Raw genomic sequence first — 13419 nt, 5'->3', positions numbered from 1 at the left:
GCCAATGGCCGAAACGCGGGGCAAAGCGGAAATCGCAATGCATATCGACTGGTCTTTGCTGCCGCTTACTTGGCAAAGCCGCTGCCGCGTTGCGGCCACCAAAGCAGCCGTTCGCTGTGGATGCCAGAACCTAGTTCAAAAAAACTTGTTGCCTGCGGGACAGCTGTTACGTCACCTGTCGGTTCAAATGGCACTGAGCGGAGGGCAGAAATTTGTTCACACTGCTTTCTTCGGGAAAGCAAACCCTTGGACTACCGTTGCAAGTAACCTTGTCACTTCATCGACAGATTGGTGAAAACCTCGTTCGGTACGCAGTCAGAACAACTCAAGCTTTAAGATCATTGAAAATTGACTAAAGTCATCACTGTAAGCGGTTAGGCAACTCCTCGCTCCACTTTCGCAATTCGTCGAGAAACCCAAGTGCCGTGCGTCCAAGGTCAGTGATAGAATACTGCACGGAAACCGGCGCGGTATCCATCACGTGTCGGCTCACCAGCCCCTGATCCTCTAGCTGGCGCAACCGCTCAGCGATCATCTTCTTGCTTGCTCCACCGATCATACGCGACAGATCGTTGAAACGTACGGGACCATCTTTGAGGTGCCACAAGATCGATCCGGTCCATTTTCCACCAATGATCCGCATCCCTCTTTCGATTGCGCATGGCTCCAGACAGGTCTCTGAGACCTGTCGACGGCCCTTGGCGTCCTCTTCAATCCGCGCTCGCATCGTCATCCTTTCGCTCAGATAGCTAGGTTACTAAAAGTATACTAGTTGATTTCTCACACCTGCACTCTCAAATGCTCTCTGAACCCGGCGAAAGTCAAGGGTTCAGAGAATGCACATATAGGATACGGACATGAGTAAAATCCTCATCGTGAACGGCGCCCAGCCCTACGAGTTCGCCCCCGGACAGTTGAACGCCAGCCTCGTCGAACGCGCACGTGACACGTTGGCCGCAATGGGCCACGAAGTACGCATGACCACCGTTGCTGATGGCTATGACGCAAATTCAGAGGTCGAGGCGCACGTTTGGGCAGATACGGTCATCATGCAGTTCCCGGTAAACTGGATGGGCGTCCCATGGATCTTCAAAAAATATATGGATGAGGTCTACACAGCCGGAATGGATGGCCGCCTATGCACAGGCGACGGTCGCACCGCCGACGCACCAAAAGCCAACTACGGCATGGGTGGATCACTGAACGGAATGACATACATGCTGTCGGTGACATTCAATGCGCCGAAAGAAGCATTCGACAACCCCGCCGAGCCGTTCTTTGCTGGAGCAAGCGTCGACGATCTGCTGCGCCCGATTCATCTGAACGCCAAGTTCTTCGGTATGCAGGCCCTACCGACATTCGCTGCCTTCGATGTTATGAAGAACCCCGAAATCGAGGCCGATTTCGCTCGATTTGACGCGCATCTGAAATCCACTTTTGTCGAGGTTGAACATGTCCCAGCCTGATATTCACCTGTATACCGCAGGCACGATGAACGGCTACAAGCCGGTCATTTTTCTGGAAGAGGCAGGTATCCCCTACGAACTGACCCATATCAACTTTTCCAAACAGGAACAGAAGGCGCCGGATTACCTAGCGCTGAACCCAAACGGAAAGATCCCAACGATTGAGGACCGCTCGGAAGGCCGTGCCATCTTCGAATCCGGCGCGATCCTGTGGCATCTGGCCGAGAAATATGGAAAATTCCTGCCGTCGGACCCGGTCAAGCGGTCCGAGGTTGTGCAGTGGATGCTGTTTCAGGTCGGCCATGTGGGACCGATGATGGGACAGGCGATGTATTTCCAGCATATCGCTGCGCCAAATGGCCATGAAGAGCCGTTCTCGATCCGTCGCTACGTGGACGAAAGCCGCCGATTGATGGAGGTGATGAACACACGGCTGGACGGGCGTGAATGGATTGCAGCGGACGAATACACCATCGCTGACATGATGCTGTACCCGTGGGCGCGTGCCTATGTCTGGGCCCGGGTGGATGTGTCGGATCTTCCGCATCTGAACGCCTGGTTTGACCGTATCGATGCCCGGCCCGCCGTGCAGCGAGCGCTGACCATCCCCAAGGCTAACCCTCAGTTCTGGGACACCAGCGCAGATGCCAGCGCCTTTGCCAAGGAAAACGCGGCGCGTTTTTCCGGCGACGTGAAAGGAACCTAAGCCGTGCCAGATGCTCCCCCACTCCGTGTCGATATCGTGTCCGACGTTGTTTGTCCGTGGTGTGTGATTGGTTACTACCAGCTGGCCAAAGCCGCACGCGACACCGGCGTCGAACTTGATCTCCACTGGCAACCATTCGAACTGAACCCTGAGATGGCAGAAGGCGGCGAGAACCTGCGCGACCATCTGGCATCGAAATACGGGACCACGTTGGAAGGGTCGATCCAGGCACGAGCCCGCCTGACCGAGATGGGTGCAGCACTGGGGTTCACGTTCAATTACGCCGATGACATGCGCATGTATAACACCTTCTGCGCGCATCAATTGATTGACTGGGCCGCCGAGCAAGGCAAAGGCCACGAAATGAAGCAGGCGCTTTTTTCGGCGTTCTTTACACACCGCGAGGACATCTCGGACATAAAGGTTCTGGCCGATGCGGCCGCTGGCATCGGGCTGAACCACGCGGACGCGCAGGCAATGTTGCAAAGCCGTGACCGGACTGACCGCATACGCCAGAAAGAGCAATACTGGATCAGCCGAGGTGTTCAGGGTGTGCCCGCAATGGTGTTCGATCACCATCACCTTGTGACCGGCGCACAGGGCGAGGAAAACTACGCCCGCATCCTGCTGCATTTACGAGACAACAGGGCCGCTTAACGCCCGTGACTTCCGGACCCTTCCGGCGCAACAACTCCACGATCGAACGGGTGTTGCCCGGCGTGCCATCGCTGAATAACCATTGTTGGGGTTGCATGACGTTAGTCTCCGCGACAACCTTCCTCTTAAAGTAAAACCTCAGTCGGGGTGGCCGCATGCCGGCCACTATAGCCTCTCAACCTGTAAGAGTTCCTAATTCATGGCACTGCATGATCACCCCATCTGGCGGAAGCCGCAACATCACCAAGACCTCGACCACGCGCACGACCATGTCCACTGGGCCGAGCTGTTTTACGACCTGATCCATGTCGTGACGATCTTTCTGCTGGGCAACTACTTGTCGCATCATCTCGATCTACATGGGTTTCTTGTGTTCGCTGGGGTCTTCATCACGCTCTGGTACGCATGGGGCGAACTCAGCATATTCAACTCAATCTACGTCAGCACCGATTTCTGGCACCGGCTGATTATGGCCGTGATGATCTGCACTGTGATGTTCATGGCAGCTGCGATCCCGGCTATTGACGGAAAGGGTTGGGTTTTCTTCGCGTTAGGATTTGCTGCGAACAGGGCCATGATCGCGGCGCTGTACTATCGCGCCCGGCGAGCCAATTCATCAGGCAAGTCGATGTCGACCGCCCAGATCCGCAATTTTTCGGTCTTTGCGGTGATCTTTGCCATCGCGGCTTTTTTGCCAACTTCGCTTACCTATTGGGTATTCGCGGCAGCTATGGTGGCCACGCAGGCAATGTACATGATCCCGGGAGTCACTGTCCTGCGGTTTGAGCGGTTCGTTCCCCGCCTTGGCCACATGGCCGAACGGTTTGCTCTGCTGACACTGATCGTTTTGGGCGAAGGGTTCTTCAAACTGGTCGTCACCTTGTCCGAGAAAGGCATTTACAAAGTATCACCTGATGTGCTGGTCAACTTCGTCATCGGTGGCGTTTCGATGTTCGTGATGTGTTGGATCTATTTCGACTTTGTCGGCAACGCCAAACCAAAGGACAAAAAGGTGTCGACGTTGGTCATCTGGTGGCTTGCGCACCTGATCTTGATGCTTTGCGGCGTCATGGTCGGCGTGGCTCTTGCTGCCGAGGTCAAAGTCGGATTTTGGGAACCATATCCTACCGAATATGCCGCCATAGGCTGTTTCGGCCTGGCAGGATATATCGCTATGCTTTGGGTGCTTCAGAACGTTATTGAACACCGCCTCGCATCGGACTTTGGACGCTGGGATGTGCGGGTGTTTGGGATCATTCTTGCAATCGGCTGTTTCTTTGTCGTCCCACATGTCCCCTCTTTGGTAGGCAATCTGATCTGGGGGACAGCTTTGCTATCGCAAATCGTGATCCCCCTGACGCGCGCCTGGACGCAGTTTCGACATGAGTGAGGCACTTACAAGTTCAAGCTATCTAAAAAGAAAAGTCTATTGGTGGCTCGAGCGCCCGGACCGGGCGGCCACCGGTCCCTGGTTGCTTGAAATAGCTCTAATTGCCCTAATCACGCTGAACGTGGCCGCCGTTATCCTGGAAACGGTTGACTCCATATATTTCCGTTGGGGCTTGGCGCTGAACTTCTTTGAGGGTCTTTCTTTGTTTGTTTTCGTGGTCGAATACGCGGCAAGGCTGTGGGTCGCCACTGAAAACCCAAATTACAAAACGCGCGCTGCATGGGCCGTCTCCCCGATCGCCATCATCGATTTACTGGCGATTTTACCTGCGCTGCTCTACTTGATCTTCCCGGTTGATCTGCGTCTACTGCGAACCTTCCGTATGTTGCGGCTACTCAAACTCACTCGGTACTCGCCTGCACTCGGCATGCTGCTTGCTGTGTTTGAGGAAGAGGCTGGCGCATTCTTTGCGGGTTTCTTCATCCTGATGGTGATGCTGATCTTTGCGGCCAGCGGTGCTTGGCTGGCAGAGCACGAGGCGCAACCGGAGGCATTCGGCTCGATCCCAGCGGCGATGTGGTGGGCGATGGCAACGCTGACGACCGTTGGTTACGGCGACGTGACGCCCGTGACAGTTGCCGGTAAGATCTTCGGCGCTGCGATCACGGTGATTGGAATCGGTATGGCTGCGTTGCCTGCAGGGATCATTGCCAGTGGCCTGAACGACCAATTGCACCGCCGACGGGCCAGCCTGGAACGTGAATTTCGAAAGGCATTGGAAGACGGCGATATCTGCGAGGCCGATGAGAAAGAAATTGACGCAGTTCGCAAGCAATTGGGTCTCTCGCGCCGCGCTGCCGATCATATCCGAAACCGCGTGCATACCGAAACGATGTCACAGGTTGATCACTGTCCTACCTGCGGTCAGCCAACGAAGCAAAGTGACAGGCCTTGAACAGTCTCTTCCGTTCTGCACTCGTCAGCGTGACGACCCGAACAAGCTGTCTACCGTGTCTGAGATTTGCTTGGAAAAACGAGCCGTCAGTTCGCCGGTATTCGTTTATCCGTACATTCCCCCAATCGCGTTCATCGAAATGGCAAAATACCGCACGGCTCCGATCAGTTGAAATACCCGGGCGTGGAGTTTGATTTTACTTAATTCCTGCCCGACCGGGGTGTGGCTGGCGATCTCATTCAAGCTGTCCAGATAGGCCTTCATAGGCCAAACTTTGGCATTTGCGTGAACGTCCAATAACGCTCGCACAGTCAGCTGCGCGTCATCAGGCAGCGACAAGTTGGACGCCAGAAATCGATCGAGATAGGTCTTTAGGTGCATTACTGGATCGGGCTGTTTCGCCGCTTCGATTTTAGCAAATTGCCTGTTCGCGAGACCGGATAGAACCTCGGAGGGTCTTGTCACAAGAACGTGGGTTGAGCCGGGCAGGGGTGTTGCGCAGCTTTTGCCAATGATCAGACCTACCTCTTTCAATTACTTTTTTACTAGTCCCAAGATCATCCGCCTTGCGGTGATGCTGTTCATCCCGTTCCCGCTCTCGCCTCGGAGTGTCGTAGATTTGTTGCACGAGCGAGGCATCGACGTGAGTCGCGAAACTGTCCGATATTGGTGGAACAGGTTTGGCCCGATGTTTGCCGCTTAGATAAGCCGGAAGCGTTTTTAGCAACTGCGCGCGTTCTCGAAATGGAAATGGCACGTGGACAAGGTTTTCGTGAAGATAAATGGCAAGCGGCATTATCTTTGGCGGACTGTTTATAACGAAGGCGAGGTACTGAAAGCCGTTGTCACCAAACGCCGAAACACAGCTTCAGTACTGAAATTCCACAAGAAATTGATGAAGCGGCACGGCAAAGCGGAAACTGTCGTCACGGATCGTTTCGCATCGTACCGGGCCGCTCTCAGATTGCTTGGCGTTACCGAAAAACAAAGGACGAACAGGTGGCTCAACAACCACGTCGGGAATTCGCACCTTCCGTTCCGACGGCGCGAACGCGCCATGCAACGTTTCAGGCGCATGCGAAGCCTGCAGAAGTTCGCCTCCTTCCACTCCTCTGTCGACAACAACTTCAACAAGGAAAGAACGCTAGCCAGCCGAGACACCTTCAAGCTGACACGCACCGCTGTTCTCACCGAGTGGCGTCAACTTTGTTCCAGATAGGTACGCGGTTTTAGCGTCAAACTGAGGCTGGTTAGAATTCGTCTTACAGCACCTTGAAACACACAGATGACCACCAAACCCAAAAGGACCCTTGAGGCTGCACGCATTGAACAACATCCGCCCCAAACTTCGTGTGGGCTTCACATAGTCACCCCATCTCTCATGTTTTATTACACAAGACCATTCAGAAAGATCATCCCGCGTTACAAATCAATCGATCAAGCATTTCAAACTTCTGCTTTATGAACTCAAGCACGCGGTTTGACGAAGCCGGCATGCTTCGGGCGCTTAGCGTAACGCAACCCAAGTGTCGGTCGGGATCACCGATTTTTATCGGCAGTGCTGTCAGAGTTTTTTGCTTTTGCATCATGTAGACTACAGAAAAAGGCAAAACGGTTAGGGAATCTGAGCCCGTCAGAACGTTGACAACCGCACTCAAAGACCCGCCGGTAAAACTGATTTTCAAGTCTCGCATACCGATGCCGTCCAGCGTGTTTCTCAAGTCACGAAACAGCGGGCTGTTCGCAGGTGGCGCGATCCAGGAAAACTCGGTGATATCTTCCAGCTTTACCTCTTTTTTGCGCGCCAATGGATGCCCAACGCGGCACGCAATGACGTTTCGACCAGGCAGAATTTGACGAAATTCGTACTCATCAGAAACGTCAGCCGGGCGCATTGGAAGAATGGCGAGGTCCAGAGTTTCGGCGGACAGTTGGGACAAAAGTTCAGTGGGGTACCCATAGGATTGGTCGATCCGAATATTGGGGTACTCGGCCTGAAACTCTGCAATCACGTTCGAGATGACGCCGTCCATGAAGATCGGTGTGCCCGCAACCCGAACCGCACCAGCAAGGCCTTGACGGTGCTCGTCGACCAGTCGGCTCGCATGACGACCCGCGTTCAGAATTCTTTGTCCCTCCTGAGCCAAAGCGAGACCAAGCTCAGTTGGTTGCAAGGGCCTTCGGGTGGGCAGGAACAAAGGCTCCCCCACTCGGTCTTCTAACAACGAGACACTTCTGGAGACACTGGGTTGAGATTTCCCAAGTAAAGCAGCGCCTTCGGTCAACCCTCCGGCCTCGACAATAGCCGCGAGAATCTCGAGATGTCTTGGATCAAGCTTCATACCTCAAAGTTATATTAACAGCCGATAATTCGATCAAGAGCGCTGTCTTTGCCTGCTAGCGTTCCCTCCAGACCCGCAATCCAACGCTTGTCAGGAACCCGCCCAATGGCTCTCAGCACTACCAGCATCAATGGCCAGAAAGTCCGGTTCGGCGCAGGTTTGCGCAACGACATCTGCGCGGAGCTGGCGGAGCTGGGATCGAACAAGGCGCTGATCCTGTCGACGCCTCAGCAAGTCGATATGGCAATGGAGCTTGCAACATCTGTTGGGGATCGAGCGGCAGGCGTCTTCACCCGGGCAACGATGCACACACCTGTCGACGTGACCGAAGAAGCGGTTGAACACGCGTTGTCAGTCAAAGCCGATAGCATTGTTTCTATCGGTGGAGGTTCGACGATTGGCTTAGGCAAAGCGATTGCTCTTCGGACCGGTTTGCCACAAATCGCCATCCCGACCACATATGCCGGCAGCGAGGCTACTCCGATCCTGGGTCAGACTGAGGATGGCATCAAAACCACCCTTACAGACCTAAAGGTTCTGCCGCGGGTCATTCTGTACGATCCCGAACTTGTGGCGTCATTGCCACCCGCAATGACCGTGACCAGCGCCTTGAACGCAATGGCTCATGCAACTGAGGCGCTTTATGCCAAGGATCGTACGGATCAGACCACGGAATTGGCTATCGATGGCCTTAAAGCGTTTGCGGAGGGCCTGCCGACCGTTGTGGCAAGCCCCGACGACCTGAAAGCCAGAGAAGAAACGCAGCGTGGCGCATGGGCCTGCGGTACGGTGCTTGGTCTGGTCGGAATGGCGTTGCATCACAAGCTTTGCCATACGCTGGGCGGGTCCTTCAATCTGCCACACGCGGAAACCCACGCAGTCATTCTGCCCCATGCCATCGCCTACAACGCGGCGGGTGTACCGGGCCTGTTGACGCCTGTGTCGGACATTCTTGGAGGCTCCGAGCCCGGTCAGGCGCTTTGGAATTTTTCCAAATCCATGGGCGCACCGATGGCTCTAAAAGACTTTGGCCTGTCTGAGGCCGATCTGGACCGCGCCACAGAAATCGCACTCAAGAACCCGTATTGGAACCCGCAGCCGGTCACTGCTGATGGACTGCGGGCGCTGCTTCAAAATGCTTGGGCAGGAAACGCCCCAGGCGTTTGAGTTCACCGTGTCAAGGGAGGGACACATGATCACACGTCGCAAATTGCTGCAATCCAGCGCTGCAACCGGCCTCGGGCTGGCCGCCGGCACGCTCGCCGCGCCCGCTATCGCTCAGGGCGCAAAGATCAAACTAGGCTACGTTAGCCCACAATCAGGGCCTTTGGCTGCGTTCTCTGAGGCAGACAGGTACATTTTGGAAAACTTCGCCGCGTCCGAGGCCGGTGCGAATTTTGAGGTCATCGTTAAGGACAGTCAGTCGAACCCGAACCGCGCCGCAGATGTCGCGGGCGAGCTGATCGTGGACGATGAGATCGACCTCATGTTGGTTGCCTCGACACCCGAAACCACCAACCCGGTTGCCTCGACCTGTGAGGCCGAGGAAGTGCCCTGCATTTCGACCGTTGCCCCGTGGCAGCCATGGTTCATTGGCCAGCAGGGCAATCCCGGTGATCCAGCCAGTTGGGAGCCGTTCTATTACGCTTATCACTTTTTCTGGGGTCTTGAGGACGTGATCTCGGTCTTCACGGCAATGTGGAACCAGTTGGAGACCAACAAACAAGTCGGCGCTCTGTTCCCAAATGACGGTGATGGCAATGCCTGGGGCGACCCGAATGTAGGTTTCCCACCTGTTCTCTCAGAGTTGGGTTATACGCTGACGGATCCCGGGCGGTACCAGAACCTGACTGACGATTTCTCCGCCCAGATCAACGCGTTCCGGCAGGCGAATGTTGAAATCGTAACCGGCGTTCCGATCCCGCCTGACTTCACCACATTCTGGAGCCAAGCCAAGCAGCAAGGTTTCACCCCGAAAGCCGCGAGTATCGGCAAGGCCATCTTGTTCCCGCAAGCGGTCGAGGCATTGGGCGACGCAGGCAACAACCTGAGCTCTGAAGTTTGGTGGTCCCCCACCCATCCGTTCTCGTCATCGCTGACCGGCGCAAGCTCAGCTGAACTGGCGCAAGGATACATGGCCGCCACCAACCGTCAGTGGACCCAACCCATCGGCTTTGTGCATGCGCTGTTCGAAATGGCAGCAAATGTCATGGGCCGCGTTGATGACGCGGGTGATGGCGATGCGGTCGCCGAAGCCATCGCAGCTACGCAGCTGGACTCGATCGTTGGCCGGATCGCCTTTGATGGTGCGGGCCTACCGCCCTTCGCCGCGCAGAACGTTGCGAAAACACCCTTGGTCGGGGGGCAATGGCGGCTACTCGACAATGGCAGCTATGACCTCGTGATCGTCGACAACTCCTCGGCACCCGAAATCCCGACCGCAGGTGTGATGGAAGAAATCTCCTGATCGCAACGAAACCAGTGCCCCGGATCTTTTCCGGGGCAGGAACTCCGGTATGACCATTCTTTCGCTCAAAAACGTCTCAAAAAGCTTCGGTGCGCTCACTGTCACTGACGATGTCAGTTTTGATGTCTCGCAGGGGCAGGCCCTTGGGATCATTGGTCCGAATGGCGCGGGCAAGTCCACGTTGTTCAACCTGATAACGGGCAATCTGACTTCTGACGCGGGATCGATCCATTTTGACGGGACGGATGTGACCCGCGTGCCCCCCATGCAACGCTGCCTGTCAGGTATAGGGCGCTCGTTCCAGATCCCTCAGCCGTTTGATCATCTGACAGTGTTCGAAAACCTGCTGGTGGCCGCGACGCACGGGCAGAGCAAATCCGAACACGAGGTTGAACAGGATTGCGCCCGCATTCTTGAGCAAACGGAATTGTTGGATGTGGCCAATGACACGGCCGGTGGATTGCGGCTGTTGCAACGCAAGCGGTTGGAGTTGGCCCGTGCGATGGCAACCAATCCTAAGCTGCTGCTGCTGGACGAAATCGCCGGGGGTTTGACCGACGCAGAATGCACCGCGCTGATCAACACGATCAAAGGGCTGCATAGCAGTGGCGTCACGATCATCTGGATCGAACATGTCCTGCATGCGCTCACCTCAGTCGTTGAACGGCTGCTGGTTCTGGATTTCGGCAAGGTCATCGGTCTGGGCGATCCGGACGAGATCATGAACAGCCGGGAAGTCAAAGAAATCTATCTGGGGATCGAAGTCTGATGAGCCTGCTGGAAACCCACGCGCTGACCGCCCATTACGGAGACTTCCAAGCCCTGTACGGTGTGGACGTCCACCTGAACGAAGGTGAAACCGTCGCCATCATCGGCGCAAACGGGGCCGGGAAATCGACCCTCATGCGCTCGATTTCGGGGGTTCTGACCAACGGGTCTGATCAGGTGCGTTTTGACGGCCAGCCCATCGGCGATCTGACCTCAGATGAGATCATGGCACGCGGAGTGGCAATGGTGCCCGAGGGGCGTCGGCTGTTTCCTTCCCTAAGTGTCGAGGAAAACCTACTGATAGGCACCTATGGCCGAAAGGTATCGGGCCATTGGTCCCTGCAAACAATCTACGACCTGTTCCCGATCCTGAAAGAGCGTCGAAACCACCCGGGCACAGCCCTTTCTGGTGGGCAACAGCAGATGGTAGCCATAGGCCGCGCCCTGATCAGCAACCCGCGCGTTCTGCTCTGTGACGAGATTAGCCTTGGTCTGGCACCCGTGGTCATCAAGGACATCTACGATGCCGTCCCTCGCATTCAGGAGGCCGGAGCTAGCCTGATCGTGGTGGAGCAGGACATTGGCCAGGCGATGAAAGTCGCAGACCGCGTCTACTGCATGATGGAGGGTCGCGTCACGCTGGAAGGCACCGCAGACACGCTCAGCCGCGAGGCCATTCACGATGCCTATTTCGGAGGAGCCGCCGCATGATCTGGATCGACACCATCATTCAAGGCGTTCTGTTGGGCGGGCTCTACGCGCTGTTTGCGGCAGGCCTGAGCCTCGTGTTCGGGATCATGCGATTGGTCAACTTGGCCCATGGCGATCTGATTGTCTTTGCCGCCTATCTGATCCTTCTGCTGGTTTCGTTGCTTGGTCTTTCTCCGTTTCTGGCCGCGATCATAGCCGCGCCGATTATGTTTGGCGTGGGCTGGGCCTTGCAGAGACATGTGCTGAACCGCGTGCTGGGGCCTGATATCCTGCCGCCCTTGCTCGTGACGTTCGGTTTGTCGGTCGTCTTGCAGAACGCATTACTCGAAGGGTTCTCGGCGGATAGCCAACGTCTGCCTGCGGGTGAAATCGCAACGGCGTCCGTTCAGATGGGCGGGCTGAACCTCGGCGTGCTGCCGCTGCTGACCTTTGCCTCGGCGATCCTTGTGATCGTCAGTCTGAACCAACTTTTCTACCGCACGGAGTTGGGCCGCGCGTTTCGCGCGACCTCGGATGATGCGGTGACGGCGGGTTTGATGGGTATCCGCCCAGAACGTATTTTCGCCAGCGCTACAGCCATCGCAATGCTCGTGGTGACCTTGGCAGCGCTTTATCTGGGCATGCGGGCGAATTTTGACCCCAATATCGGCCCAGCGCGCCTGATCTATGCCTTTGAGGCTGTGATCATTGGTGGCCTCGGCAGCCTATGGGGCACGCTTGTCGGAGGCATCATTATCGGTGTCGCTCAGACTGTCGGCGCGGCGATCAATCCCGAATGGCAAATCCTGGCCGGTCATCTGGCCTTTCTCATCGTGCTTCTGATCAAGCCCAGAGGCCTGTTTCCAAGGGCGGTGGACTGATGGCTGATATTTCGACGTATCGTGTCCAGACCCAGACCCGCGCCTCTTATAGCGCCGGAGCTGTCTGTATCGCTCTGATCATCCTGTTCATCCTGCTGCCGACCTTCGCCAGCAGAGGCTTGATCCAAGACCTGTTCTTTATCTTCACGATGTTGGTTTTGGCGCAATTCTGGAACCTGCTCGCAGGATATGGCGGGCTGGTGTCCGTCGGGCAGCAAGCCTTCGTAGGCATCGGAGCCTATGCCATGTTTGGCGGTGTCATCCTTTGGGGGATGGACCCGGTTCCGGCGATCCTTTTGGGCGGTGTTGCAGCCCTGATTGTAGCCATACCCACAGCCTTTTTCGCCTTCCGCCTGCAAGGGGCATATTTTGCCATCGGCACATGGGTCATCGCCGAGGTTATGCGTCTGCTAGTGGCGCAATGGAAAGTGCTCGGCGGAGGCACCGGAACCTCTCTGCCGCGCACCGCAACGCGTGAGATGTGGGCCACCGAATGGATACAGACCACGTTTGACGTTCGCGGTGCAGCAGCGCGGGACATCCTGACCTATTGGCTGGCCTTGGCGCTGGTGATCGCAACGATTGCGGGTATCTACTGGCTGCTCAGAACAAAGCGCGGGCTGGCATTGGCTGCGGTACGCGACAATGTCGAAGCAGCGAAATCCGTCGGCGTGGATGCGGTGCGGATGAAATGGCTGGTCTACTTGGTCTCAGCCGCAGGAACCGGGCTGACCGGTGCTTTGATCTATGTGCAGAAACTGCGCATCTCTCCGGATGCAGCGTTCTCGGTCACCGACTGGACGGCCTATGTGATCTTCATCGTCGTGATCGGCGGAATTGGAACCATTGAAGGCCCGATCCTGGGCGTGCTGATCTTCTTCATCTTGCAGAGCCTGCTGGCCGACTACGGCTCGTGGTATCTCATGGTGCTTGGTCTAATCGGGATCGCCGTCATGCTCTTCGCCCCCCGCGGTCTGTGGGGGCTGATCTCAGAAAAGACTGGGCTTCAGATTTTCCCTGTGCGCCGTCGCCTTGTGCTGACGAACCCAAAGGACGGCCTCAACTCAATTCAATCTGACAAACAGAGGGAGGCGTAA

Annotated in this window: 14 protein-coding genes and 1 pseudogene; 12 read left to right on the top strand and 3 right to left on the bottom strand. The window is 56.1% G+C overall.

Features of this window, described 5'->3' with window-relative positions; translation table 11 throughout:
* Positions 1–361 precede the first annotated feature (361 nt).
* Complete coding sequence (locus GS646_RS10635) at positions 362–733, bottom strand: helix-turn-helix domain-containing protein (RefSeq protein ID WP_253746361.1); 372 nt, start codon at positions 731–733, stop codon at positions 362–364.
* A 124-nt stretch (positions 734–857) separates the two neighbouring features.
* Here GS646_RS10635 and GS646_RS10630 point away from each other — a divergent pair, with 124 nt between their 5' ends.
* The 5 genes from GS646_RS10630 to GS646_RS10610 all read left to right on the top strand — a co-directional run bounded on the left by GS646_RS10630 (position 858) and on the right by GS646_RS10610 (position 5174).
* A complete protein-coding gene (locus GS646_RS10630) occupies positions 858–1466 on the top strand; it encodes an NAD(P)H-dependent oxidoreductase (RefSeq protein WP_171182504.1) in 609 nt (202 codons plus the stop codon).
* Entirely contained in the window at positions 1453–2172 is a 720-nt protein-coding gene (locus tag GS646_RS10625; RefSeq protein ID WP_171182506.1) for a glutathione S-transferase family protein, read from the top strand. The genes GS646_RS10630 and GS646_RS10625 overlap by 14 nt, the downstream gene beginning before the upstream one ends.
* Before the next feature lie 3 nt (positions 2173–2175).
* Complete coding sequence (locus tag GS646_RS10620) at positions 2176–2829, top strand: DsbA family oxidoreductase (protein WP_171182508.1); 654 nt, start codon at positions 2176–2178, stop codon at positions 2827–2829.
* Positions 2830–3028: 199 nt separating this feature from the next.
* Positions 3029–4219, top strand: coding sequence for a low temperature requirement protein A (locus tag GS646_RS10615; RefSeq protein WP_171646741.1), 1191 nt, complete (start codon positions 3029–3031; stop codon positions 4217–4219).
* The gene (locus GS646_RS10610) at positions 4212–5174 is read left to right on the top strand and encodes an ion transporter (protein ID WP_171646743.1); all 963 of its coding nucleotides are present in this window, start codon (positions 4212–4214) and stop codon (positions 5172–5174) included. The genes GS646_RS10615 and GS646_RS10610 overlap by 8 nt, the downstream gene beginning before the upstream one ends.
* Before the next feature lie 105 nt (positions 5175–5279).
* Here the strand turns inward: GS646_RS10610 and GS646_RS10605 are convergent, their stop codons facing one another.
* Positions 5280–5555: a hypothetical protein gene (locus GS646_RS10605; protein ID WP_171182514.1), complete on the bottom strand. Its 276-nt coding sequence runs from the start codon at positions 5553–5555 to the stop codon at positions 5280–5282.
* A 130-nt stretch (positions 5556–5685) separates the two neighbouring features.
* Between GS646_RS10605 and GS646_RS10600 the strand changes: the two are divergent.
* Positions 5686–6393: pseudogene (locus tag GS646_RS10600) on the top strand (IS6 family transposase).
* A gap of 193 nt (positions 6394–6586) precedes the next feature.
* On the opposite strand, the gene GS646_RS10595 reads toward GS646_RS10600, so the two are convergent.
* Positions 6587–7516 (bottom strand): LysR family transcriptional regulator, encoded by a 930-nt coding sequence (locus GS646_RS10595; RefSeq protein ID WP_171182516.1) that lies wholly within the window; start codon positions 7514–7516, stop codon positions 6587–6589.
* Between the two features lie 105 nt (positions 7517–7621).
* Between GS646_RS10595 and GS646_RS10590 the strand changes: the two genes are divergently transcribed.
* From GS646_RS10590 to GS646_RS10565, 6 genes are read left to right on the top strand one after another with little or no spacing between them, the layout of a single operon-like run.
* The gene (locus GS646_RS10590; protein ID WP_171182518.1) at positions 7622–8683 is read left to right on the top strand and encodes a maleylacetate reductase; all 1062 of its coding nucleotides are present in this window, start codon (positions 7622–7624) and stop codon (positions 8681–8683) included.
* A gap of 25 nt (positions 8684–8708) precedes the next feature.
* Complete coding sequence (locus GS646_RS10585) at positions 8709–9983, top strand: ABC transporter substrate-binding protein (RefSeq protein ID WP_171182520.1); 1275 nt, start codon at positions 8709–8711, stop codon at positions 9981–9983.
* 49 nt (positions 9984–10032) lie between these two features.
* Positions 10033–10752, top strand: coding sequence for an ABC transporter ATP-binding protein (locus GS646_RS10580; RefSeq protein WP_171182522.1), 720 nt, complete (start codon positions 10033–10035; stop codon positions 10750–10752).
* Entirely contained in the window at positions 10752–11462 is a 711-nt protein-coding gene (locus GS646_RS10575) for an ABC transporter ATP-binding protein (RefSeq protein ID WP_171182524.1), read from the top strand. Before GS646_RS10580 ends, GS646_RS10575 begins: the two co-directional genes overlap by 1 nt.
* The gene (locus tag GS646_RS10570) at positions 11459–12322 is read left to right on the top strand and encodes a branched-chain amino acid ABC transporter permease (protein WP_171646745.1); all 864 of its coding nucleotides are present in this window, start codon (positions 11459–11461) and stop codon (positions 12320–12322) included. Before GS646_RS10575 ends, GS646_RS10570 begins: the two co-directional genes overlap by 4 nt.
* Positions 12322–13419: a branched-chain amino acid ABC transporter permease gene (locus tag GS646_RS10565; protein ID WP_171182528.1), complete on the top strand. Its 1098-nt coding sequence runs from the start codon at positions 12322–12324 to the stop codon at positions 13417–13419. The genes GS646_RS10570 and GS646_RS10565 overlap by 1 nt, the downstream gene beginning before the upstream one ends.

The sequence above is a fragment of the Ruegeria sp. HKCCD4315 genome (assembly GCF_013112245.1).
Lineage (GTDB): Bacteria > Pseudomonadota > Alphaproteobacteria > Rhodobacterales > Rhodobacteraceae > Ruegeria.
This window is presented reverse-complemented; position numbering and strand designations above follow the sequence as displayed.